At 32.7% G+C, this 25,856-nt stretch carries 23 protein-coding genes; 13 read left to right on the top strand and 10 right to left on the bottom strand.

Annotated elements, in window-relative coordinates:
- Window positions 1-171: transposase (locus EM932_RS12145; protein ID WP_211344282.1), on the bottom strand; the 171-nt coding region annotated here is incomplete at its 3' end.
- A gap of 429 nt (window positions 172-600) precedes the next feature.
- Entirely contained in the window at window positions 601-1,086 is a 486-nt protein-coding gene (locus tag EM932_RS12140; protein ID WP_135877461.1) for a CAP domain-containing protein, read from the bottom strand.
- Window positions 1,087-1,189: 103 nt separating this feature from the next.
- Here EM932_RS12140 and EM932_RS12135 point away from each other — a divergent pair, with 103 nt between their 5' ends.
- The 8 genes from EM932_RS12135 to EM932_RS12100 all read left to right on the top strand — a co-directional run bounded on the left by EM932_RS12135 (window position 1,190) and on the right by EM932_RS12100 (window position 13,349).
- Entirely contained in the window at window positions 1,190-2,248 is a 1,059-nt protein-coding gene (locus EM932_RS12135) for an isoaspartyl peptidase/L-asparaginase family protein (protein WP_135877460.1), read from the top strand.
- Between the two features lie 124 nt (window positions 2,249-2,372).
- A complete protein-coding gene (locus tag EM932_RS12130; protein WP_135877459.1) occupies window positions 2,373-7,937 on the top strand; it encodes an alpha-2-macroglobulin family protein in 5,565 nt (1,854 codons plus the stop codon).
- A gap of 120 nt (window positions 7,938-8,057) precedes the next feature.
- Complete coding sequence (locus EM932_RS12125; RefSeq protein WP_135877458.1) at window positions 8,058-8,789, top strand: YqjF family protein; 732 nt, start codon at window positions 8,058-8,060, stop codon at window positions 8,787-8,789.
- 6 nt (window positions 8,790-8,795) lie between these two features.
- Window positions 8,796-9,131, top strand: coding sequence for an antibiotic biosynthesis monooxygenase family protein (locus EM932_RS12120; protein WP_135877457.1), 336 nt, complete (start codon window positions 8,796-8,798; stop codon window positions 9,129-9,131).
- A 46-nt stretch (window positions 9,132-9,177) separates the two neighbouring features.
- Window positions 9,178-11,529, top strand: coding sequence for a penicillin-binding protein 1C (pbpC, locus tag EM932_RS12115; protein WP_135877456.1), 2,352 nt, complete (start codon window positions 9,178-9,180; stop codon window positions 11,527-11,529).
- 81 nt (window positions 11,530-11,610) lie between these two features.
- Window positions 11,611-12,210 carry a hypothetical protein gene (locus tag EM932_RS12110; RefSeq protein ID WP_135877455.1) on the top strand — a complete coding sequence of 200 codons (600 nt, stop codon included), beginning with the start codon at window positions 11,611-11,613 and terminating at the stop codon, window positions 12,208-12,210.
- Between the two features lie 16 nt (window positions 12,211-12,226).
- Window positions 12,227-12,823 (top strand): RNA polymerase sigma factor, encoded by a 597-nt coding sequence (locus tag EM932_RS12105; protein WP_135877454.1) that lies wholly within the window; start codon window positions 12,227-12,229, stop codon window positions 12,821-12,823.
- A gap of 4 nt (window positions 12,824-12,827) precedes the next feature.
- Window positions 12,828-13,349 (top strand): hypothetical protein, encoded by a 522-nt coding sequence (locus tag EM932_RS12100; RefSeq protein WP_135877453.1) that lies wholly within the window; start codon window positions 12,828-12,830, stop codon window positions 13,347-13,349.
- 26 nt (window positions 13,350-13,375) lie between these two features.
- Here the strand turns inward: EM932_RS12100 and EM932_RS12095 are convergent, their stop codons facing one another.
- From EM932_RS12095 to EM932_RS12085, 3 genes are read right to left on the bottom strand one after another with little or no spacing between them, the layout of a single operon-like run.
- On the bottom strand, window positions 13,376-14,185 hold the full coding sequence (locus tag EM932_RS12095; protein WP_170179786.1) for an endonuclease/exonuclease/phosphatase family protein: 810 nt from the start codon (window positions 14,183-14,185) through the stop codon (window positions 13,376-13,378).
- A gap of 59 nt (window positions 14,186-14,244) precedes the next feature.
- A complete protein-coding gene (locus tag EM932_RS12090) occupies window positions 14,245-14,790 on the bottom strand; it encodes a YciI family protein (protein ID WP_135877451.1) in 546 nt (181 codons plus the stop codon).
- A gap of 20 nt (window positions 14,791-14,810) precedes the next feature.
- Window positions 14,811-15,278: a CYTH domain-containing protein gene (locus EM932_RS12085; RefSeq protein ID WP_135877465.1), complete on the bottom strand. Its 468-nt coding sequence runs from the start codon at window positions 15,276-15,278 to the stop codon at window positions 14,811-14,813.
- 89 nt (window positions 15,279-15,367) lie between these two features.
- Between EM932_RS12085 and dinB the strand changes: the two genes are divergently transcribed.
- Window positions 15,368-16,465: a DNA polymerase IV gene (gene dinB / locus EM932_RS12080; protein WP_135877450.1), complete on the top strand. Its 1,098-nt coding sequence runs from the start codon at window positions 15,368-15,370 to the stop codon at window positions 16,463-16,465.
- A 122-nt stretch (window positions 16,466-16,587) separates the two neighbouring features.
- Here dinB and pyk read toward each other — a convergent pair whose 3' ends face one another.
- The 5 genes from pyk to EM932_RS12055 all read right to left on the bottom strand — a co-directional run bounded on the left by pyk (window position 16,588) and on the right by EM932_RS12055 (window position 20,974).
- Window positions 16,588-18,030 (bottom strand): pyruvate kinase, encoded by a 1,443-nt coding sequence (gene pyk, locus EM932_RS12075; protein WP_135877449.1) that lies wholly within the window; start codon window positions 18,028-18,030, stop codon window positions 16,588-16,590.
- A complete protein-coding gene (locus EM932_RS12070; protein WP_135877448.1) occupies window positions 18,030-18,515 on the bottom strand; it encodes an IPExxxVDY family protein in 486 nt (161 codons plus the stop codon). Before EM932_RS12070 ends, pyk begins: the two co-directional genes overlap by 1 nt.
- 120 nt (window positions 18,516-18,635) lie before the next feature.
- Window positions 18,636-19,376 carry a ribonuclease III gene (gene rnc, locus EM932_RS12065; protein WP_135877447.1) on the bottom strand — a complete coding sequence of 247 codons (741 nt, stop codon included), beginning with the start codon at window positions 19,374-19,376 and terminating at the stop codon, window positions 18,636-18,638.
- Between the two features lie 101 nt (window positions 19,377-19,477).
- Window positions 19,478-20,728, bottom strand: a complete 1,251-nt coding sequence (gene fabF, locus EM932_RS12060) for a beta-ketoacyl-ACP synthase II (RefSeq protein WP_135877446.1) — start codon at window positions 20,726-20,728, stop codon at window positions 19,478-19,480.
- A gap of 12 nt (window positions 20,729-20,740) precedes the next feature.
- Window positions 20,741-20,974: an acyl carrier protein gene (locus EM932_RS12055; RefSeq protein WP_008269813.1), complete on the bottom strand. Its 234-nt coding sequence runs from the start codon at window positions 20,972-20,974 to the stop codon at window positions 20,741-20,743.
- A 185-nt stretch (window positions 20,975-21,159) separates the two neighbouring features.
- Here EM932_RS12055 and purN point away from each other — a divergent pair, with 185 nt between their 5' ends.
- The 4 genes from purN (at window position 21,160) to EM932_RS12035 (ending at window position 25,559) form a co-directional block, all read left to right on the top strand.
- Window positions 21,160-21,726, top strand: a complete 567-nt coding sequence (gene purN / locus EM932_RS12050) for a phosphoribosylglycinamide formyltransferase (protein WP_135877445.1) — start codon at window positions 21,160-21,162, stop codon at window positions 21,724-21,726.
- Between the two features lie 49 nt (window positions 21,727-21,775).
- The gene (locus EM932_RS12045) at window positions 21,776-22,417 is read left to right on the top strand and encodes a ribonuclease H1 domain-containing protein (RefSeq protein ID WP_135877444.1); all 642 of its coding nucleotides are present in this window, start codon (window positions 21,776-21,778) and stop codon (window positions 22,415-22,417) included.
- A gap of 113 nt (window positions 22,418-22,530) precedes the next feature.
- Window positions 22,531-23,466 (top strand): PfkB family carbohydrate kinase, encoded by a 936-nt coding sequence (locus EM932_RS12040; protein ID WP_135877443.1) that lies wholly within the window; start codon window positions 22,531-22,533, stop codon window positions 23,464-23,466.
- 194 nt (window positions 23,467-23,660) lie between these two features.
- Complete coding sequence (locus EM932_RS12035) at window positions 23,661-25,559, top strand: amidophosphoribosyltransferase (RefSeq protein ID WP_135877442.1); 1,899 nt, start codon at window positions 23,661-23,663, stop codon at window positions 25,557-25,559.
- Window positions 25,560-25,856 lie beyond the last annotated feature (297 nt).

Raw genomic sequence — 25,856 nt, 5'->3', positions numbered from 1 at the left:
TATTACACCTTTTAGGATCTGTACATCTTCCGCATCGCATATTTGTATCAAAAGGGAACGACATCGATTTTGAATGTCGCCTTTCAAAACATGATAACGATATTTTGTGCTCCAAACTATGTGAACTGATAAGCGAGATACACTGTGTCCATTTGATCGTTGTTCCGACATACTACAAAGGTAGAAATTTTTAGAAGCTAAAGCGACATGCACTAAAGTGCATAGTTTTAACTATTTTTGAGACCAATAAAACCTTAAATGATAGATGTTGCAAAATAATATCGATTATTGAACTCATTTAAACTTTTTAGATCGAAGCGAAAATGAGTTCATTATTTGAATTTACTGTAAAAGAAATAATGATGTTTTTTATGAAATTATAGAACTAAACTACTATGACCTTTAGTCAATAAGTTTGCTTTGGTAGACTGAAAGTCTGCTTCGTGAAATACCGAAATATAAAATTATTAAACATTGTAAAACTGAATTCGTGAGAATTCGTGAAATTCGTGTCAAAAGTTTTTAGTAGCTGAAAGAAAATACACTAAAATACATGACTTTAACTACATTTGAGTCCAATAAATTTATACCGTAATCTGTTTATTTTTTTAAGAAAAGTTGAGTAAAATAGTAAACTCCCGATTTACTTTTAACAACACTAACACCAATATGCGAAAAGTTTCCTTCAATGTTTTTACGATGGTCACTACTATTTAACCAAGCAGTCATAACTTGTTGAGCAGAAACCTGTTTAAACGCTACATTTTCACCTACACCTTTAGCATTCTCTTCATCAAACAGTCGGTTTGCCCGATAATCAAAATTTTCATGCCCGATGTTTCCTTGACTAATCATGAACATATTGTGTTCTTCTGCTAAATCTTCCGCCAAAGTATTAGTCTCTAAAATTTGTTTCCCAATACTAGACCTATGTTCATTTACTAATTGTAGTATATTAGTAGCTATATCAGTAACCATTTCCTTTTCGATATCGGCAGCCGAATCGTCTTTTGAACACGCTATATTACAAGTTAATACGGTGAAAAATGTTAATGCAAGTCCTGTTTTTAATAAAAAGTTTTTCATGAATTATGTGATTTGGGATATTTAAATATACGTTTTATTTAACTTTATGGTTTATTATGAACTTAACCTTAACTTTATTGCTATTAAAACACCATAACTAATCATGAAAAAACTAGCTTATCTAGTCTCGATTTTATTAATATTTACCTCCTGTAAAAACGAATCGAAATTACCTACTGAAAATGTGCAACAGCACAAAGCAAAACAAGCGTTTTCAATAATAATTCACGGAGGGGCAGGTACTATTTTAAAAGAAAATATGTCCGCAGAAAAGGAAGCCGCATATAAAGCAACATTAGAGGAAGCTATTAAAGTTGGATATAACATTTTAAAACATGGAGGGTCTAGTTTGGATGCTGTACAAAAAACGATTAACGTTATGGAAGATTCGCCTTTATTTAATGCTGGAAAAGGAGCTGTTTTTACCAATGCAGGAACTAACGAACATGATGCTTCTATCATGGACGGAAAAACATTAAATGCTGGAGCATCAGCAGGAACAACTACGGTAAAAAATCCTATAAATTTAGCCAGAGCCATCATGGACAATTCGCCGCACGTCATGTTATCTGGAAATGGAGCCAATACCTTTGCAAAAGAGCAAGGGCTACAAATGGTTACTCCTGATTATTTTTATACTGAAAAACGTCATAAATCACTTGAAAAAATAAAAGAATCTGAGAAACTTGAATTAGATCACGATGACAAGACAGCTTTCTTCTATGATGAAGACATTAAAAACTCTAAATTTGGAACTGTAGGATGTGCAGCACTTGACAAAAATGGAAACTTAGCTGCGGGTACATCCACAGGAGGCATGACCAATAAACGCTGGGGACGCATAGGGGACTCTCCTATTATTGGAGCAGGCACATATGCCAATAATAATACTTGTGCTATATCTTGCACAGGTTGGGGGGAGTATTTTATTCGCGCTATGGTCGCTCACGATATTTCTGCTCTTATGGAATATAAACATTTATCTTTACAAGAAGCCGCCAAAGAAGTTATTCAAAATAAACTATCAAATTTAGGAGGCACTGGAGGTATTATAGCCGTTGATAAAAACGGAAATATGGTTGCAGAATTTAATACCGCTGGCATGTACAGAGCAACAATGAATGATAAAGGCGAATTATTAATCGACATTTATAAAAATTAAGCTTTTAAGAATAATTTAACAACAACTCAAAATCTAAAGAATAAAATTAGAACGTAACTAGTTTAACAAGAAACAGCCTACACTTTCTTTTTTCAAGTTATTTTTTCATTTAAAACCATCGCTTATGCTATTAAAAAAGTCATTTGCTCTCATAGTACTTATTATGTTAGCTCTATCCTGTAAAAAGAAAGTCACTGAAACTGATAACCTTTTTAAATTCAAAGATTACATAAGCTTCACTTCATCTGGTTTAACATCAGTGATGAGTCCCATTGAAATAAGTTTAACCGAAGATGTTGAAGGTTGGGAAATGGGTCAAGAGATTACTGACCCTATCGTTTCTATAAAACCTCATGTACAGGGAAAATTAATGGTAGCCAATAAGCATGCCTTATTATTTACTCCAGATGAACCACTTCAACCTGCTACTGAATATGCTGTTACGGTTAAACTTGATGATATCTACAAAGACATTCCTAAAGATTTTAAAACGTATACGTTTCAGTTTAAAACCATTACGCCAAGCTTCAATATTGTTACTAATAATATTCAATCTTATAGTAAAAAATGGCAGTACTTAGAAGGTGTTATTAAATCGGCTGATGTTATTTCTCTAGACCATGCTAAACAATTAGTAAAAGCCTCTCAAAATGGAAATAACTTAAATATTGTATTTAATGAAGCAAATGAAAAAAGCAAGGTTTTCGATTTTAAAATAGATAGTATAAATCGTTTAACAGATGATAGTGATATTATTGTTTCCTGGAACGGGAAATCTATCGAGGCCGAAAACAAAGGAGAAAACAAGATAATTATTCCAGGAGTAAACAATTTTACAATTACTAAAACGGATGTTATTCAATCGCCTGAGCAACATTTATTAATCAATTTTTCAGATCCACTAAAAAAACAACAAAACTTTGATGGTTTAGTATCAATTCAAAATGCAAAAAAACCAAAATATGTCGTTGATGGCAATGTATTAAAAGTATATCCGGGCACTAAATTAGTAGGTAATATTCAAGTAGATGTTTTCCAGGGCATTAAAAATATAGATGGTATAAAACTTAAAAAACCTTTTTCTGAAATCATTGGTTTTGAAGAATTAAAACCACAAGTACGTTTAATTAGCAACGGTAGTATTTTACCAAATTCGGAACAACTAAAATTCAATTTCGAAGCTGTTAATTTGAGTGCTGTTGACGTTCGAGTTATTAAAATTTTTGAAGATAACATTCTTCAGTTTTTACAAGACAATAACATGAATAGTAATAATAGCCATGAGATTAGAAAAGTAGGGCGTCGTATTGCAAAAAAAACCATTCCATTAGTATCAGAAACAGAAAACACAGGCAAATGGAAAGCTTACAGTATCGATCTTTCAAAGTTTTTTAAAGCCGATCCAGGTGCTATTTACCGTGTGGAAGTTAGTTTTAATAAAAGTTATTCATTGTATGACTGCAATGCGGTTGTTAATGTAAATAACGTTGAAAATGGGGAGGATTATTATGATGAGGAATACTATGAAGAAGATTACGGCGAAGAAACTATTGAAGATGAAGAGCTAAGAGAAGAAGCCTACTGGAACAATCTGAATTACAACTACAGAAACTATTCATACAACTGGCGTGAACGAGACAATCCTTGTCATAGTGCATACTATAACGAAAACCGCATTACATCTCAAAACCTAATCGCTTCAAACCTGGGAGTAATCGCAAAACGAGGCGCCAACAATTCGTATTACTTTGCTGTTACAAATATTTTAAATACCAATCCAGAAGCCAACGCAACGGTATCTCTTTATAACTTCCAACAACAAAAACTAGAAGAAACAACTACAGACAAAGACGGCTTAACCACGATTGATGCCGAAAAACATGCCGCATTTGCGATTGTTTCAAAAGGCAATAATGTTAGTTACATAAAACTTCACGACGGTAATTCTTTATCATTAAGCAAATTTGATGTTTCTGGGAATAGATTACAACGAGGGCTCAAAGGCTATATTTATGGGGAACGTGGTGTTTGGCGACCTGGAGACACCTTACACTTAACATTCATGTTAAATGATAAAGCCAATAATCTTCCTAAACAGCATCCTGTAAAACTTGAAATTACCGATCCTAACGGAAAATTAGTTTTTAAAAACGTTACTACAGATAACGTTAATAATTTTTTCAACTTTACGGTTCCTACATCTTCAGAAGATAAAACAGGAAATTACAATGCCAAGGTCTCTGTTGGAGGCGCTACGTTTCATAAGGGTTTAAAAATTGAAACCGTTAAACCTAATCGTTTAAAAATTAAAGTTGATTTTGAAAATGATGTGCTTTCCAGTACAGAACCTTTAAAAGGAAATCTAGATATAAAGTGGCTTCATGGTACTCCCGGGAAAAACCTAAAGGCCGAAATAAAAGCAAAATTCAGTAGTTCGCATGCTGGCTTTAAAAAATATAAAGGCTATATATTTAATGATCCTACTCGTCAATTTAATACTGAAGAAATTAATGTTTTTGAAGGGAAAGTAAATGAGCAAGGGCAAGCTAAAATCACTAATAAAATAGCTGTTGGTAAAAATGCCCCAGGCATGTTAAACGTTCAATTTTTAGTAAGAGCCTTCGAAAATGGTGGTGATTTCTCTTTAGACGCATTCACAAAACAATACGCTCCTTACGAGTCTTTTGTCGGGTTACGTTCACCAAAAGGCAATGCCTACGGTTCCTATTACACAGACGAAAACCAAAGCTTTGATTTAGTGGTGGTAGATGCTAAGGGAAACCCCGTAAAACGAAACAATCTGGAAGTAAAGGTTTATAAAATTGAATGGCGTTGGTGGTGGAATTCGTCTTACGACAACTTATCAAGTTATGTGTCCAGTAGCTACCACAGACCGTATTTAAACTCTAAAATAAGTACCAATGCTAACGGAAAAGCAACATTAAACATAAACATTCCAGATGGCGAACGCGGGCGTTACCTTATAAGAATTAAAGATCCTGTTAGTGGTCATGCTACAGGAAGAACAGCCTATTTTTATAAAAACTGGTGGCAAAACTCATCTTCTAGTAATAAAGATGCTGCAAAAATGCTCGTTTTTTCTGCAGACAAAGAAAAATACAATGTTGGAGAAACTGCTAAAATAACATTTCAATCAGGCAGTGAAGGACGTGCATTAGTAAGTATTGAAAACGGTACTGAAGTATTAGAGCACAAATGGGTGAAAACAAAACCAGGTGAAACTACTGTAGATATTCCAGTAACCTCAGAAATGGCTCCTAATGTATTCATTAATATTTCACTATTGCAACCACATGCTATTTCGGCAAACGATTTACCAATTCGTTTATTTGGAGTTATCCCGATCATGGTTGAAGACCCAAAAACGAAGTTAGAACCTGAATTAAAAATGCCTGAAACCTTAAGTCCTAAACAAGAATTTAAGGTCACTATTTCAGAAAAAAACAATAAAGCCATGACTTATACTATCGCTATGGTTGAAGAAGGCCTATTGGATTTAACACGTTTTAAAACACCAAATGCCTGGAGTTCTTTTTATGCTCGCGAAGCTTTAGGAGTAAAAACCTGGGATATTTTTGATGATGTTATTGGTGCTTATTCAGGTAGTATAGATCAAGTATTTGCAATAGGTGGTGATGGAAGTGCTGCCAGTGGAAAGAACAAAAAAGCAAATCGTTTTAAACCTGTAGTTACTTTTTTAGGTCCTTTTACTTTAAACGCAGGTGATAGTAAAACGCATAAAATAAAAATGCCAAATTACATCGGGTCTGTGAGAACCATGGTCATTGCTGGAAACAATACAACCGAAGCTTACGGAAGTACAGACAAAACGGTTAAAGTAAAAAAACCTTTAATGGTATTAGCATCGCTTCCACGAAAATTAAGCCCAGGTGAAAAAGTTACGCTTCCCGTTACTGTTTTCGCAATGGAATCTAAAGTGAAAAACGTAAACATTAGCTTGAAACTAAGCAATGGGATTTCTGTTGTTGGCGACAAATCAAAAACACTCACTTTTGCGAATCCAGATGAAAAAATGACCTATTTTGAATTGGATGTTAGTAAAGCAAAAGGCTTTAATACTGTAGAAGTGATTGCCTCTGGGAATGGTGAAAAATCGACTTATAAAGTTGAACTGGATGTTATAAACCCAAACCCTATTACATCAAAACCAATAGACAAAACTTTAGAAGCAAACGCATCAGAATCTATAGCATTTTCAACATTTGGAGTTTATGGAACTAACTCTGCAACCTTAGAGTTTTCTACCATGCCTCCAATGGATTTTTCGCGCAGATTACAATACCTGATTCAATACCCACACGGATGTGTAGAGCAAACGACATCGAGCGTATTCCCGCAGTTATTTTTAAATGATATTTTCGATTTAACACACGATAAAAAGCAGAAAATTAAAAGCAATATTGAAAATGGGATTAAACGTTTAGGTCATTTTCAAAAACCAAGCGGTGGTTTAAGTTATTGGATGGGAGAAAACGATAGTAATGATTGGGGAACCAGTTATGCAGGCCATTTTATGCTTGAAGCCGAAAAGAAAGGGTTTGTTTTACCGCTTACCTTTAAAAGCAATTGGATTAAATACCAACAACAAACAGCAAGAGATTGGAGGCCTAGCTATCGATCGTATAATTCCGATCTAGCACAAGCTTACAGACTGTACACCTTAGCATTAGCTGGACAAGCAGATTTAGCTGCCATGAATAGATTGCGTGAGTTTAGCGAAATATCGAATGAAGCCAAATGGCGATTAGCAGCAGCATATGCATTAGCAGGTCAAAAAGAGGCAAGCGATTCTATTTCTAAATCAGCAAATATTAACTTTAAACCTGTTCGTTACAACTATTACACTTACGGTTCTGTTGATAGAAATCGCGCCATGGCTTTAGAAACAATGGTGCTTACTAAAAACCCAAAAAGACGCGAATTGTCTCAATATATTGCTAAGGACTTATCAAGTAATCGCTGGATGAGCACCCAAACAACAGCTTATAGTTTGTTGGCTATTGCAAAAATGGTAAATGCCAACGGAGGAAAAGCGCTTAATGTAAGTTATACTATAAGCGGAAAAACAGAAACCATAAACTCTAAAAGTGCGATTGCTCAACGCGAATTAAATGTTGTTGATGGAGAAAACACATTATCCTTTACCAATAATAAAGACAACATTGTTTATGTACGCGTTTTAAATTCCGGAAAATTACCGCTTGGACAAGAACTGGCTGAACAACGCGGGTTGAGTGTTTCTATACAATATAAAAACTTAATAGGAAATGCAATTAATATCTCCAAACTACAACAAGGGCAAGATTTTGTAGCAACAGTAAAAGTTAGCAATCTTAAAAATGAAGCTATTAACGATGTGGCATTAACACAGATATTCCCATCAGGTTGGGAAATCGTGAATACCCGTTTTACAGATTTTGGAAATACAACAACCAGCCAAGCGAGATTCACAGATATTAGAGACGATCGTGTTAATTTTTATTTCGATTTACAACGAAAAGGAAGACAGAGTACTAAAACATTTAACGTTATGCTGAATGCATCATATTTAGGAACTTATTATTTACCTGGTGTACAAGCTGAAGCCATGTATGACAATGAATATTTGGTAAGAACAAAAGGAAGGTGGGTTACTGTTGAGAAGTAATAATATAAATTAAAAATTCTGATTAAGTTTCTTTCCCTTATTTACAAGGGGGGAAGGTGAATTTGGTTTCTAAAAGAAATCAAAAACGGAAGTCTTAGTAAAACCTTATCAATACGTTTTATGAATACAAAAGGTATATTAAAACAAAAAGAGCATCGCTTGTTTACATACCCAGACCGTCCTTGGATGTATTATCAAGAATGGAATAAAGCCGTTTTTTTACATTGGGAAGTAAATCCTAAGTTAATAATTTCTTTTCTTCCAAAAGGCATAAAACCAGATATTATTAATGATAAAACATGGGTAAGCCTGGTCGCGTTTAACATGAATAATATAGGGATCAAAAACCTTCCTAAAGTGTCTTATATTTCAGATTTTTTTGAAATTAATATTAGAGTTTATATTATCTATAATGGTAAACCAAGTGTCTACTTTTTAAATATGGAAGGCAGTAAACGATCTTCTTGCAAGGTTTTAAAAATGATGTCTAAATTCCCTTATCAATATTCAAAAATGAGTCGAGACAACTCTGTTTACACATCAAAAAACGAAACGTTTAAGGACTCATTTCATATTGAATATAACCTAGAAGACACAGCTCCCAAAAAAGATGAAACCGATTTATGGCTAACCGAACGGTATGCAGTTTTTCAAGACCACAAAAAACATATTATTGAATACGATGTACATCATATTGAATGGCCCATGCAATCAATCATGGTTAAAAAACTAGATTTATACTACCCTAGATTTAGCCATTTAATAAATAATAACCCGGACAAAGTTCATTATTCCAGTGGTGTACAAGTATTAACCTGGGGAAAAAGAAAACTACCAATAACAGACCTTTAAAAAAATATGAACAAAGATTTTGAACCTTATTATGCAGTCATTTTTACATCAACCCATGCTAAAACTATTGAAGGCTACTCTGAAATGGCTGATAAAATGGAAGCTCTAGCAAAACAACAGGATGGGTATTTAGGAATAGACAGCGCTCGAAACGATGTTGGCATAACTGTAAGTTATTGGAAAAGCTTAGACGCTATAAAAAATTGGAAACAACAAAGCGAACATTTGCAAGCACAACTAAAAGGAAAAACCGAATGGTATAATTGGTACAATGTGAAAATATGTAAAGTAGAACGAGAGTATGAGTTTAAAACCTCCTCGTCTTCTATTTCTAAGACTTGAAATAGAATCTACTTTCTATTTAAAAGAATGAGAATTAAACTAAAAAGTGACAAGAATAATAAACTACATAAAGACCCGTAAAATTAAATCGGCAATATTAGCTGTGCTGTTGATTGCTTATTATTTCTGTCTACCAGAACAACTTTTTAAAGATCCTACAACAACCGTTATTACTAGTTCAAATAATGAATTATTAGGTGCCCAAATTGCCAAAGATGGCCAATGGCGATTTCCTCAAAACGATAGTATTCCTGAAAAATTTAAAGCTTGTATCGTTCAATTTGAAGATGAATACTTTTATAAACATCCTGGTTTCAACCCCATATCTATCTATAAAGCATTAAGGGATAATTTAAAATCTGGTTCTGTAAAACGAGGTGGAAGTACCATTACACAGCAAGTAATTCGATTGTCGAGAAAAGGGCAATCAAGAACCTATTTCGAAAAGCTTAAAGAAATTATTTTGGCGACTCGATTAGAGTTACGAGAATCCAAAAACAAAATATTATCCTATTATAGTAGCCATGCTCCTTTTGGAGGAAATGTTGTTGGGTTAGATGCTGCTTCATGGCGTTATTTTAATAGAAGCGCCAATCAATTATCTTGGGCGGAAAGTGCTACACTAGCCATTTTACCAAATGCCCCTAGTTTAATTTATCCAGGGAAAAACCAAGACCGATTATTAAAAAAACGTGATCGTCTTTTAAAAAAACTTTTAGAAAACGCCTTGATTGATTCTTTAACCTATAAACTATCAATTGCTGAAGGCTTACCTCAAAAACCGTATCCACTACCACAAATAGCACCTCATCTATTACAAAGAGTATCTAAAACCAACCATGGCAAACGAGTAAAAACAACTATTGACTCTAAACTTCAACAACGTGTAAACTATATTATAAAAAACCATTATAATCAATTAAGCCAGAATGAAATTTATAATGCAGCCGTGTTAGTTTTAGATGTAAAGACCAGGCAGGTTTTGGCTTACGTAGGTAACACACCTACGGATAAAGCCCATCAAAAAGATGTTGACATTATAAATAAACCAAGAAGTACAGGTAGCATTTTAAAACCTTTTTTATATGCAGCCATGTTAGATGCTGGAGATTTATTACCTAATACTTTGGTAGCAGACGTTCCTACTCAGTTTGGTAGTTATAATCCAGAGAATTACAACAAAACCTACGACGGTGCTATTCCAGCAAGTAGAGCTTTATCACGTTCGTTAAATGTTCCTGCTGTTAGAATGCTTCAGGAGTTTGGTCTAGACAGATTCCACCATTATTTAAAAGCTTTACAGTTAAAAGACTTGAAGTATAATGCAAACCATTATGGGTTGTCACTTATTTTAGGAGGCGCAGAAAGTAATCTCTGGGATTTATGCAAAAGTTATGCAGCACTCTCTTCAACCTTAAATCATTTTTCAGAAACTTCCAGCGAATATTTTACAAATGAATTTTGCGAACCTACTTTTTTAGCTTCAGACAATATTGAGTTTGGAGATAAGACTAGTGACAAAACACTTTTTGATGCCGCATCTATTTATTTGACTTATGAAAGTTTAAAAGAAGTAAACAGGCCTGAAAGTGATGAAAGTTGGGAGTTTTTTGATGGTTCTAAACAGGTCGCGTGGAAAACAGGTACTAGTTTTGGGTTTAGGGATGCCTGGGCTATTGGTACAACTAAAGATTATGTTGTTGGGGTTTGGGTTGGCAATGCCGATGGAGAAGGACGACCAGGCTTAGTTGGTGTACAAACAGCAGCTCCCATTTTATTTGATGTGTTTGATCTACTACCAAATAGTAACTGGTTTTCAAAACCTTTTGATGAAATGCAAGAGATAAATATTTGTAAACAAAGCGGCCATAGAACGTCTCCTAATTGTAATACTATTGAACAAAAGTTTATTCAAGTTAGTGGCTTAAAAACAAAACCATGTCCCTATCATGTATTAATCCATGTAGATAACAACGAATCGTTTCAAGTAAATGCTTCTTGTGAAGATTTAAGTAATATCATTCACAAACCTTGGTTTGTTTTACCTCCTTTAATGGCCTATTATTACAAAACTAAAAACCCTTTTTACAAACCGCTTCCTAAATTCAGAAGTGATTGTATAGGAGCAACTAATGCTTCAATGGAATTTATTTATCCAAAAGAAAATAATGCCATTTTCTTACCTAAAGATTTTGATGGAAAAACCAATGATCTTATTTTAAAAATAGCACATTCTAAACCTGAAAGCACTTTGTTTTGGTATATTGATAGTACGTTTATTGGAAATACTAAAGACATCCATGATATGGCAATTATACCAAAGCAAGGGGATCACACGATTACTGTTGTGGATGAGTTTGGGAATGAGGTTAAGCGCAGTTTTGAGATATTAAAATAAAATTGGTCTTAAATGACGTATCTTTTTTTGAACCTTTTCAAAATAACGTGTATACTAAATAAAACATTTAACTTTCAAAAAATGAAAAAAATAAAATCAAGATTATTTAAACTAGTCGTTGTTATTTTCGGTTTGGCTTTATTGTCTTTTACCCAAGCTAACAAACAAACAATTAAAGGATGGTTTCTAGCAGGAAGCAACCCAGAATCTTACGAAATTGGAATAACGAAAAACAAAGAAAGAAATAGCAATGTTGCTTATTTAAAATCCATCGAACCTAACATTAAAGGTTTTGGAACCATAATGCAAAATTTTGAGCCTAAAAAGTTCTTAGGGAAAAAAGTAAAATTGACATCTTATATTAAATCTAAGAGTATAAAAGACTGGGCTGGAATGTGGTTAAGAATAGATGGTACAAATAGAGGAAAATCATTAGGTTTTGACAACATGCAAAACAGACCCATAAAAGGCACAACAAATTGGACTAAATATGAAATTATTCTTAAAGTACCTAAAGAGGCAGTAAATATAGCATATGGTGTTTTAACATCTGGGACCGGAGAAGTTTTGATTGATGATTTTAAATTTGAAATAGTTAGTGATAATGTGAAAAACACTGGACATCAAGGAGCTATAAAGCTTAAAGAGCCTACCAACGTTAACTTTGAAGAATCTTTTTAATTTTTAATAACCTATATTGGAATTTCAATTTAGAATTAATTATAAAAACAAGTCTGATGAAGAATTGATGGTTCTTATAAATAAAGGAAAGGAAAAAGCTTTTAATGAAATTTACGAAAGATACTCAAAAAAGCTATTCCTTTTCTTTTACCAAAAACTATATCGAGATAACAATAAGGCTCAAGATTTTTTACAAGATTTGTTTTTAAAATTAATAGAGAAGGCTAAGCTATTTGATTATAACAAAAGCTTTTCATCATGGATATATTGTATTGCTTACAACATGTGTAAAAATGAATATAGAAATAATGCCACTAGAAAGGATAAAACAATAAATTTGAATGTTGAAGAATTGAAAAACGATGATACATCATCTATCATAATTAATAACGAAGATGATTTTTTATTATTCAAAAAGAGTTTAAATAACGAGCTTGGAAAACTGAATGAAAAACATAGTGTAACATTTACCTTAAGGCATCAAGATAATATGTCTATTAAAGAAATAAGTGAAATTATGGCATGTTCTGAAGGAACAGTAAAATCAAGATTATTTTATGCTACAAAAAAATTGTCGGTAAAACTGAAAAAATTCAGTTCTATCAAAATCTAAAATTATGAGATTAACTGTTGAAGACCTATTACTAAAAAAACGTTTTTCTGATTTATCTTTTCAAGAAAAAGAATTTGTTTTATCATTAATAACTGAGGCTGAATATAATGACTTTCGCTTACTTTTAATTAATTCTAAAAAATCTTTTGAAAACGATTTTAAAAAATTAAATGTAAATGATACCACACACAAAGTATTATCAGAAGCTTTTAATCAAAAATTTCCAAAACAAAAAAGATATTCAATTTATTCTAATATTTTGATTAACCATAAACAAACTATAAAGCCTGTTTTTTATATAGGAATTGTTTCTATTATAGTTGCAGTTATGGTAATAATAAACAAAAACCTACCTTTAAACAGTGCAAATAATGTAACTTCAATTTTAAATAAAAATAAAGCATTACTAAAAGTTAATAAAAAACATTCATCAGAATTAATAGATAGCAACAAGTATCTTATAGACTCGATTTTAGAAATGAATAATCACCTTAGAATAAAAACAGAAGGGCTGTATATAAATTAAATAGACGATATAATTTCTTAATAAAATCACTTTCTAACATATGTTTTCACCATACTATGATCTGATTTAAAAGTAGCTATCTTTTCTGTTTTAAGGACTTTTAAATCTTTAGAAACCCAAATATGGTCTAAAGACAGTAAAGGAATATTCCAAAACCAAGTTTCTCTAAGGCCATTTCCTTTTTCTGAGAAAGCATGATTAAAATTCGTTTTAATAGCATCGAAATACTTAGATTCATAAGGCACATTAAAATCTCCTAAGATCACAGTATTATTCGTTTCTTGAATTAATGCGTTTACAAACCCTAATTCCCATTCGCGAGGCACATCCATACTTGCCGACACATCAAAAACATAGAAATTAATTCCTTGGGTTTCAAAATTTATAAAGTTAGACTTGTATTTTGATATTGTTTCATTTATAATTTTTAACGGTGTTCTTGAAAAAATACTAACACCTCTAATGGATCTATAAAAATTATAATCAGGATATTTTTGTTGAAACTCTTTTACTATAAATTCACCATGTTCAACCAAAACAAGTACATCTGGGATGCCTTCATTGACATTAAAAGCTTCTTCAAAATCCCTATCATGTGAAGCATTCCAAAAAACAACCTCTAAGTCTGTTTCTTTAATATCTTCTGCAATATGAATTCTAAAGCTTCTTCCTAACCAGACAATTAATAAAATCCCTACTAATATTAGATGATACTTTCTTTTTTTTATAAAAATAGAAAGTATTAAAACTATAAGAATAATTATGGGTAGAGGGAACGTGTAAAAATATAAAGATGCCTGATAACTGCTCTCTTTTGTAACAAAATGAATGATCATTAATGTTATAATTATTATAATATTAATGACACTAAGTAGAAGCTTTAAAAGTCTTAACATTATCGTAAAGGAAATCCTTTTCCTGCCCACCACGGGTGTATCTCAACTTCTAAGCGTCCTGCCTTTACCATAGGGTCAGACTTTGCTAAACTATCTGCCATTTTTAATGTGGGTACATTATAAATAGTTATTCCACGAATATCTCCATCGTCCCCAAAAGGACCAGAAATATCTGCATATCCTAACTCGTACATTTTCGTTAAATGTGCTAAATGCTCTTTCTGTAATAAAGCTGTTTCCTCTTCGTTTTGTCCTCTTATGGGCCCTGTTTTTAAAAACGCCATAAAATATTGTTGCATTAAAATAGTGTCTTGCGTTTTTTCATCAACATAATCAAAAATCTTAAAGCCTTTTGCGGTAAGTTCCTCTTTAATTTGTTTTACGGTTTTCTTAATAGTTTCTTGTGGAGCCTCTATTATTGAGTCAACTTGTTCTTCAACAACTTCTGATGTATTTTCTTTAACATCTGCTATAGAGGCTTTTGCACCTTCTTTACACGAAAAAAGAACACATGCTAAAAATACTGGTATTATTAAATGTTTCATAATTAGGTCTTTTTAGATTATTACCACGTATTATATGGGTGTTTACTTAACTGGGAGTTATAATATTTTATCTGTCCTGTAACCTCTTCACCTATCCAATGAGGTCTATCAAAGATATCATCCTCACTGCATAATTCAACTTCTACAATGACTAAACCCTCATTATCTCCAAAAAATTCATCTATTTCAAAAATATGATTTTTAATCTTTACTTCATAGCGAATTTTATCAATAACTCCTGATTCACAAATATTTAAAAGTGATTCTGCTTCGGTTTTAGATATTTCTTTTTCCCATTCAAATCGTGATAGTCCATTTTGCGTAGACTCTCCTTTAACCGTTATATAGCCTATATCTCCTTTCAACCTAACACGAACCGTTCGTTCTTTATGAGTGTTTAGAAACCCTTGAATAATTCTGGTACTCTTGAATGCTTCATTTTTATACCCATTTGATGTTACTAAAAATTTACGTTCTATTTCTATCATAATAACGTCCACGAAGAGTATCTTATTAATTTTATTCAAATCTCATAAATTGAGATTCCTGCCTTCGCAGGAATTCATAAATTTACAGTATGTCTATGGATTTACCAATACGAAAAATTATTCATGTGGATATGGATGCCTTTTACGCATCTGTTGAGCAAATGGATAACCCTGATCTTAAAGGGAAACCCATTGCTGTTGGCGGGGGTGGTAAACGAGGTGTTGTTAGTGCAGCAAGTTATGAAGCTAGAAAATTTGGTGTTAAAAGTGCCATGGCTGGTAATTTGGCTGCAAAGTTATGCCCTGAACTCATTTTTGTAAGAGCAAATTTTGAGCGTTATTCGGAAATTTCTAAAAAAATTAGAGCTATTTTTTATGATTATACCGATTTAGTAGAGCCGCTATCATTAGATGAAGCTTACTTGGATGTTACCGAAAACAAAAAGGGGAACCCCAGTGCCTCTCTAATTGCAGAAGAAATTCGTGAGCGCATTTTTGAAGAAGTTGGTTTAACGGCTTCTGCTGGTATTTCTATTAATAAATTTATTGCTAAAGTAGCGAGCGATTATAATAAACCTAATGGACAAAAGACAATAAATCCAGAGGAAGTCATTGAATTCTTAGAACAATTAGATATTAGGAAGTTTTATGGCGTGGGTAAAGTGACTGCCGAAAAAATGTATCAAAAAGGCATTTTTACAGGGTTGGATTTAAAAGGAAAATCACTTGAATATCTTAATAAGAACTTTGGGAAATCGGGACGTTACTATTACTATGTGGTTAGAGGCGTTCACAATAGTGAAGTAAAACCTAACAGAATTAGAAAATCGTTAGCTGCCGAACGTACTTTTAGTAAAAACTTATCCAGTGAAATTTTTATGCTTGAAAAACTTGAACATGTTGCAGAAGAGGTTGCACGACGTTTAAAAAAGAGTAATGTTGCTGGAAAAACGGTAACCCTAAAAATAAAATACAGTGACTTTACATTACAAACTAGGAGTAAAACATTGCAATATTTTATTAACGATAAGAGTATTATTCTAGAAACCGCCAAGGATTTGTTATATCAGGAAAAGTTAAGCAATTCGGTACGTTTATTGGGAATATCGATGTCTAATTTAAATACCGAAATGAAGAAAAAGCCTGAGCAAAAAAGTGTGAGTGTACAGTTGAAGTTTAAGTTTTGATCGGGCAGATGTATTGAAACCCTTTAACTTCTCTCTGGATCAATTTTCCTTATTTGAGATACTATAAAAAAGCGCTACCCTTTATAAGAATAACGCTTAAAATATTTTATATACTGAATTTATTAAAAATTACAAGTATCTATTTCTGTAACTCGTAATGTATTCACCATACCCCTGTCTTTAATAGGCATTGCCGCTAAACTAATAAGCATATCCCCTTCTTCTAAATAACCCATTTTACAGGCAATATTATTTACATCCTCAATCGTTTCATCTGTACTTACAAATTTATCATAGTAAAAAGCACGAACTCCCCAAAGCAAGCTAAGTCGTGTTAATATACGCTTATTAGATGTAAAAACTAAAATATGACACGACGGTCTCCATGCCGAAATTTGAAATGCTGTATACCCACTGTTTGTTAATGTTGAAATAGCTTTTGCACTAATCTCGTTTGCCATATTAGCAGCATGATAGCAAATAGACTTTGTTATATAACGATTTGTACGAATATGAGGTGGTAATTGAGGTACTTTAATTAATTTTGAATCTTCTACACTTTTAAGTATATCAGACATTTTCTTAATGACCTGTACTGGGTAACTACCTACAGACGTCTCTCCAGATAGCATTACAGCATCTGCACCATCCATAACCGAATTCGCAACATCGTTTACCTCTGCTCTTGTTGGCGTTAAACTAGAAATCATAGTCTCCATCATTTGGGTTGCTATAATTACTGGAATTCTTGTTTTTTTAGCACGTAACACCAATTGTTTTTGAATAAGTGGCACTTCCTCTGCAGGAACCTCTACACCTAAATCACCTCGAGCAACCATAAGACCGTCACAGTGCGTTACAATTTTATCGATGTTCTCTACAGCCTCTGGCTTTTCAATTTTAGCTATAATTGGTATTTTATGCTCGCTATGCTTATTTATTAAATCGCGAAGTTGCATTAAATCTTCTGCATGACGCACAAACGACAAAGCAACCCAATCCACCTCCTGGCTAATAGCGAAAATAGCATCTTCAATATCTTTTTCGGTTAAAGCTGGTTGCGAAATATTTGTATTAGGAAGGTTTACTCCTTTTTTAGATTTAAGTGGACCTCCCTGAATAACACGAGCAACAACTTCGTCCTTATTGTTAGTAGAGGCTACTTCAAAAATTAATTTTCCATCATCTAAAAGGATACGCTCTCCTGGTTTTGCATCTTGTGGAAACCTTTCATATGTCATATAAACACGTTCCTTTGTACCTTCAAAACGTTTGCCAGTAGCAAATACGATTTCATCATCAGGGTGCACAACTACTTCTTCTTTCATAACACCAACACGAAGTTTAGGACCTTGTAAATCTGCTAAAATAGCAGCAGTAAAACCGAACTCTTCATTTAACTCTCTTATCATTTTAATGCGTTGAGTAACATCACTGTAATCGGCATGAGAGAAGTTTATTCTAAATACATTAACGCCTTCTTCAAGCATTCCCTTTAAAACTTCTTTTGTACTTGTAGCAGGTCCTAATGTTGCTACTATCTTCGTTTTCTTTGTTCTTGACATTAGTTAAAAATTAAATTGTCCTTAGATTTCAATTGATTGCTATCAATACTATAAGCCGTAGCTATTTGAGGTACTTCTAATACATTATTCAGAATGTATTTCTCTTTACTAAAATTGATGTCATTATCTATTTTTAAAAAATAATTAACCGTTTTATATTCTGGTATTAAATATGTTGTCCTCGTTATTTTTTCTTCAGAATCAAATAATGATTCATCATTCCTTTGTCTATAATCTTCTGTTTTGCATACATTAGATACTAGATTCCAGATTGTTTGCTGTTTATTATCTTCCCATTCAAAAATTGAGTACGTTGATTTTTCATCCTGATAATCTAAATCCAATGGTTTTCTTATAAGACTTATTCCTAAATATTTATTTAAAAGATATGCTAAACGATAATCTTCAAGTGTACAATGAATTGCTATTAAAGTATATAAATCTTCTTCAAAAATATCATCAAGAATAAGTTTGTGTACAGCCATAACTTATATTAATCGCGGTAAATATAATATTAAAAACAGTCAATCGGAATACGTTTGATTGATATCTTAATAACAAAATAAACGAAAACGTTATAGTTTAGTCCTTTTGCCCAAAAAGCCTTAAATCATTTTAGACATCTTGCTTTGAAATGCGAAAAAAGCACGTTTTGAAGCTTTTTCTTCTGCTTTTTTCTTTGATGTTGCACGTGCTTTTGCAACAATTTTTTCGTCTATAGATAGCTTTACTGAAAAATGTCGAACCTCATCATTACCAGTATCTTCATATACATTATAGCCAAATGTTTTCTTTTCTTTTTGACACCATTCAATAAGCAAACTTTTATAGCTAATAACTTTACCCTCTAAAGTTTCAATATCTACATAAGGAATAATAACACATTTATATATAAACTTTTCGCAAAACTTATAACCTTTATCAAGAAAAATAGCACCTATTAAAGCTTCAAAAATATTACCATAAATATTGTCTCCAAACTGTCCAGGTGGAATTTTACTCTCTACTAAGTCTATTAAATTTAAGTCTTTTCCTAGTTCATTTAAATGCTCTCTACTTACAATCTTAGAACGCATCTTAGTTAGATACCCCTCATCACCACTTGGTACTTCTAGATATAAATGTGATGCAATGACGGCACTTAATGTAGCATCTCCTAAAAACTCTAACCGTTCATAATTAATAGCATTGCCTTTACTATCCTTTATATTCATGGATCGATGAGTGAATGCTGTTTTGTAGAATTTAATGTGTTTAGGTTTAAACCCAAGAATTTTAGTTAATTGCATAAAAAAATTCCCGTTGCGTTTAGAACGGGAATTTAATATGTTACGAATGCTTTTCATCTGAAAATTAATAATGTTATTTTTATGTCAGATGTAATAAACCATGTTTCATTTTACTGAAAAGTTTAATGTATCGTTATGGTCTATCATTCATTCAGAATTCAATCAATTTTTTTGAATACTACGCAAGCGTTGTGTCCACCAAATCCAAACGTATTGCTCATAGCTACTTTAACATCACGTTTTTGAGCCTTATTTAAAGTTAAATTTAATTCAGGATCAATTCTTTCATCTATTGTAGTATGGTTAATTGTAGGAGGAACAATACCGTTCTCCATTGCCAATATAACCGAAATAGCTTCAATAGCTCCAGCTGCACCTAATAAGTGCCCTGTCATTGATTTAGTTGAATTAATATTTATATTCTTGGCATGATTTCCAAAAACTTTAGAAATAGCTTTAAGTTCGGCCACATCACCCAACGGCGTTGAAGTTCCATGTGTATTTATGTGATCTACATCTTCTGGCTTAAGGTTGGCATTTTCTAAGCAATTTTTCATTACCTCAATAACACCAATACCTTCTGGATGTGGAGCTGTCATGTGATATGCATCAGAAGATAATCCGCCTCCTGCAACTTCTGCATATATTTTTGCTCCTCTTGCTTTAGCATGCTCGTACTCTTCTAAAACTAAAGCACCAGCTCCTTCTCCTAAAACAAAACCGTCTCTGGTTCCGTCAAATGGCCTTGAAGCTGTTTCTGGACTTTCGTTTCTAGTAGATAATGCATGCATGGCATTAAAACCACCCATTCCAGCAATAGTAACTGCTGCTTCACTTCCTCCTGTAACAACTACATCACAATACCCTAAACGGATTGAGTTTAAAGCATCAAACATAGCATTTGCAGAAGAGGCACATGCAGAAACCGTTGTATAATTTGGTCCCATAAATCCATGTTTTATGGAAATATTGGCTGGCGCAATGTCTGCGATCATTTTCGGAATAAAGAATGGATTAAACCTTGGAGTTCCATCACCATCGGCAAAGTTTAAAACTTCTTGCTGAAAGGTTTCTAAACCTCCAATTCCTGCTCCCCATATAACACCTACCCGCAACTTATTCACCTCATCCAGATCTAATTTAGCATCTGCAATAGCTTCGTCTGAAGCTACCATAGCGTACTGCGCAAATTTATCCATCTTACGAGCCTCTTTTCTATCAAGAAAATCAGTTGCATTAAAACCCTTTAATTCGCAAGCGAACTTTGTTTTAAACTTTTCGGTATCATAATATGTTATAGGCGCAGCACCGCTTTTACCACTAATAAGTCCTTCCCAAAATTCTTCTTTGGTATTACCTATAGGTGTTAAAGCCCCTAATCCTGTGACTACAACTCTCTTTATCTCCATAAAGTGTAATGCTTATTTGGCTTCTTCTATATAAGAAATAGCTTGACCTACTGTAGCAATGTTTTCAGCTTGATCATCTGGTATTTGAATATCAAATTCTTTTTCGAATTCCATTATTAATTCAACAGTATCCAATGAGTCCGCTCCTAAATCGTTTGTGAAGCTTGCTTCTGTTACAACTTCGTTCTCATCAACTCCCAATTTGTCTACGATAATCGCTTTTACTCGTGATGCAATGTCTGACATAATATTTTAATTTTAAATTTTAATTAGTTGGCAAAAATAAAAAACTTTATTTTTAAAACACATCTTTCATATAAAAATGTGTTTGTAATTTACTAAAATAAGTTTTAACTATTTATATTTCACCTTCAAATTGTTAATAATTATTCTTTTTTTTGTTGAATAATTTTAACATTATAATCTGTAAAATGAACCGTATTGTAATTTTTGCGTCCGGAAGTGGTACTAATGCTGAAAATTTAGTTAAGTTTTTTCACAACAGCGATAATGCGTCTGTTATTCAGATACTTACTAACAATCCTCATGCCAAAGTTTTAGATCGTGCTAAAAGCCTAAAAGTAAGCGCGTTGTCTTTTAATAGAATAGCATTTACAAAAACAGATGACGTATTAAATATCTTAAAAGCATCTCAACCAGACTTAATTGTTCTCGCTGGGTTTTTATGGAAATTTCCAGAGCTTATTTTAAAAGAGTTTCCTAATAAAGTAATTAATATTCATCCGGCCTTGTTACCAAAATATGGAGGTAAAGGTATGTATGGTATGAATGTACATAAAGCTGTTGTTGCAAATAATGAAGCTGAAACTGGTATTACCATACATTATGTGAACGAAAATTACGACGAGGGTGCTATTATTTTTCAAGCAAAGTGTCATGTTACTCCTTCTGATACGGGGGAAGATGTCGCTGAAAAAATTCATGAATTGGAAATGGAACATTTCCCTAAAGTGATCGGAAAATTGTTATCTGAATAAAATTAAAACTTAAATTAATAAGATTCCCTCCTTCGCGGGAATGACAAAAATGTCTAAGAAGAAAAAGAAATATTACACTGTTTGGAAAGGACATCACACAGGTGTTTTTGAATCTTGGAATGATTGTAAAGCACAAATAAAAGATTTTCAGGGCGCTCAATACAAATCGTTTTCAACATTTGAAGCAGCAAAAAAAGCTTTAAAGGGAAACTATAAGGATTACATAGGAAAATCTTCTATATTTAAAAGTGAACTCTCTAAAGAACAATTAAGAAAAATAGGGCAACCTAATTATAACTCTATTTCGGTTGATGCTGCCTCAAGTGGAAACCCAGGAAAAATGGAATACCGTGGTGTTGATACTAAAACTAAAAAACAACTCTTTATTCAAGGCCCTTTTGAAGAAGGAACAAATAATATAGGTGAATTTTTAGCTATTGTACATGGCTTGGCTTTACTTAAAAAAAATAATAGCGATCGCATTTTATATACCGATTCCAGAACAGCTATTAGTTGGGTAAAAAAGAAAAATTGTAATACTAAATTAGAACGAAATAATAAAAATAAGTCCCTTTTTGAATTAATTGACAGAGCCATTGATTGGTTAAAAAAGAACAGCTATAAAACCGTTATCGTAAAATGGGAAACTAAAGCATGGGGAGAAATTCCCGCTGATTTTGGAAGAAAATAAGTCTTTTTCCTCCCATAACTTTGTTACAACTAGACGTATTTATATTCAAAAAAAATATTCTTGAATTAGCACTTAAAAGACTTATCTTTGCAGAAAATTATCAGGTCTCTTTTATGAGTAAATTAGTAATAGTTGGCACAGTAGCATTTGATGCTATTGAAACGCCTTTCGGTAAAACCGATAAAATTCTAGGCGGTGCCGCAACTTATATTGGTTTATCTGCTTCACAATTTAATGTAGACTCGTCAATAGTATCTATAGCTGGTGGTGACTTTCCTCAAGATTATTTAGATTTATTATCAAGTAAAAACATAGATATTTCTGGAATTGAAATAGTTAAAGAGGGGAAAACATTTTTTTGGAGCGGTCGTTACCATAATGACATGAATTCTCGAGACACTTTGGTTACAGAATTAAATACGCTTGCCGATTTTAATCCTATAGTTCCAGAAAGTTATCGTGATGCTGAAATTGTTATGTTAGGAAATTTACACCCTTTGGTACAACAAAGTGTTTTAAACCAAATGACAACAAAGCCCAAATTAGTGGTTTTAGACACTATGAATTTTTGGATGGATTGTGCTTTGGAAGATTTACATAACGTTATTAAAAATGTAGATGTCATTACCATAAATGATGAAGAAGCCAGGCAACTAACAGGAGAATATTCTTTAGTTGTTGCTGCTAGAAAAATTCATGATATGGGACCAAAATATGTGGTGATTAAAAAAGGAGAACATGGCGCTTTATTGTTTCATAATGACAATGTGTTTTATGCACCCGCTTTACCTTTAGAAGCCGTTTTTGATCCAACAGGAGCAGGTGATACTTTTGCTGGGGGCTTTGCAGGTTATCTAGCAAAGACTGGAGACACTTCTTTTGAAAACATGAAAAATGCTGTTATTTATGGCTCTACATTAGCATCGTTTTGTGTGGAGAAATTTGGAACTGAGCGTATGCAAGATTTATCAAGTGAAGAAGTTCTCAAGCGTTTATTACAATTTAAACAGTTAACACAATTTGAAATCGTCTTAAACGATAATTTATAGCAATCCCTAATGAAAATTAGACGATTAAATATGATTTTTAAGAAACACATATTAAGTACGCATAAAATATATAGAATTAACATAAAATGAACGCGCTCTGAAATAGAGCGCGTTTTTAATTAATAACAAAACTCCGAGATAGCATTATTTTGGAATCAATAATTTAATTTCCGCGAAAGCGAAAAACTTTACATATGAGTGATGCCTTAAAACATGAATGTGGAATAGCAGTTATTAGACTTTTAAAACCACTAGAATATTATAAAGAAAAATACGGAAGTGCATTTTATGGTGTAAACAAAATGTATCTTATGATGGAGAAGCAGCATAATCGTGGGCAAGATGGTGCTGGCTTTGCAAGTATAAAGTTAGATACTAAACCTGGTGAACGTTATATAAGTAGAGTACGTTCTGTAGCACAACAACCTATTCAAGATATTTTTGGTAAGATAAACGAAAGAGTAAATAACGAATTAACAGCACATCCTGAATATGCTAATAATGTTGCTTTACAAAAAAAGCACATCCCTTATATAGGAGAAGTATTATTAGGACATGTTCGTTATGGAACTTTTGGTAAAAACAGTGTAGAAAGTGTACATCCATTTTTAAGACAAAATAATTGGATGCATAGAAATTTAATAATGGCAGGAAACTTTAATATGACAAATGTTAAAGAGCTTTTTGCTAATCTTATTCAATTAGGTCAGCATCCAAAAGAATACACCGATACCATAACTATTATGGAAAAAATTGGTCATTTTTTAGACGATGCCGTAAGTAAAATTTATAAAGATTTAAAGAAAGAAGGTTATAATAAGAGAGAGGCTTCTCCTCTTATTGCCGAGCGACTTAAAGTTGCTAAAATATTAAGGCGTGCAGCAAAAAACTGGGATGGTGGTTATGCTATGGCTGGTCTTATTGGTCATGGTGATTCTTTTGTTTTAAGAGATCCTGCAGGTATTCGCCCAGCATATTATTATAAAGATGATGAAATTGTTGTTGTTGCATCAGAACGTCCTGTAATTCAAACCGTATTTAATGTAAACTTTGAAGACGTAAAAGAATTAGATCCTGGACAAGCCATCATTATTAAAAAATCTGGTGAGGTAAGCTTTAAACAAATACTAGAACCCTTAGAAAGAAAATCTTGTTCTTTTGAACGTATTTATTTTTCCAGAGGTAGTGATGCTGAAATCTATCAAGAACGTAAAACACTTGGTAAGCTGTTAATGCCAAAAGTTCTTGAAGCTATAAATAACGACACTAAAAACACTGTCTTCTCATATATTCCTAATACGGCAGAAACATCTTTCTTTGGAATGATTGAAACTGCTGAAGCTTATATAAATAAAAAGAAAACTAATACGATCTTAAAAGGACAGCGTTCTTTATCTGCCGAGAAAGTAACCGAAATTTTATCTGAGCGTGCTCGAATTGAAAAGATTGCTATAAAAGATGTGAAACTTAGAACGTTTATTACAGAGGATAGCAGTCGAGATGATTTAGTGGCTCACGTTTATGATGTTACGTATGGAGTTATAAAACCAGAGGACAATTTGGTTATTATTGACGATAGTATTGTCAGGGGCACGACATTAAAAATGAGTATTTTGAAAATGCTTGATCGCCTAAATCCTAAAAAAATCATTGTGGTGTCTTCTGCGCCTCAAATTCGATACCCAGATTGTTATGGTATTGATATGGCTAATCTAGAAAGTTTAGTTGCTTTTAGAGCCGCTTTAAGTTTATTAAAGGACGCAAACAAGTATCATATTGTAGAAGATGTATATAATAAATGTATTAGTCAAACTGATCTAGATGATAAACACGTGCAGAATTTTGTAAAAGAGATTTATGACCCTTTTACTGATGAAGAAATATCAGATAAAATTTCCGAACTACTAAGTGATGAAAGCATTAATGCAAAGGTAAGAATCATCTTTCAATCTGTTGAAAATTTACACAAAGCATGTCCTGATCATTTAGGAGATTGGTACTTTACAGGAAACTACCCTACAGTAGGAGGAAATAGAGTTGTAAACAGAGCGTTTATCAACTTTTTTGAAGGTAATAATGAACGTGCTTATTAATTACGGTTTGTCGGTTTTTTCCACTTTATCAGCATAAAAACACACTTAATCCAAAAAACGTGCCGTTCGTCTAAAAAATAATCAGAATACCTAAAATACATATAACTTCGTCTCACCATAACATAAGTAGGTTAAGTTCATGGTAGATTTGGGGCAAAAAAAGGTGAACAACTGTTCGCCTTTTTTTATACAATCTAGTTTCTTTTCAAAATTTATCTCCAAATATTATTTTTCATTCCCTTTTACATTAAAACAGCTTAAAAACAACCGTTTAAGCCAATATATAAGCAGTTTAAC

The sequence above is a fragment of the Flavivirga rizhaonensis genome (genome assembly GCF_004791695.1).
Lineage (GTDB): Bacteria > Bacteroidota > Bacteroidia > Flavobacteriales > Flavobacteriaceae > Flavivirga > Flavivirga rizhaonensis.
The sequence above is the reverse complement of the archived record's forward strand: the minus strand, read 5'-3'. Positions and strand labels throughout refer to the sequence as shown.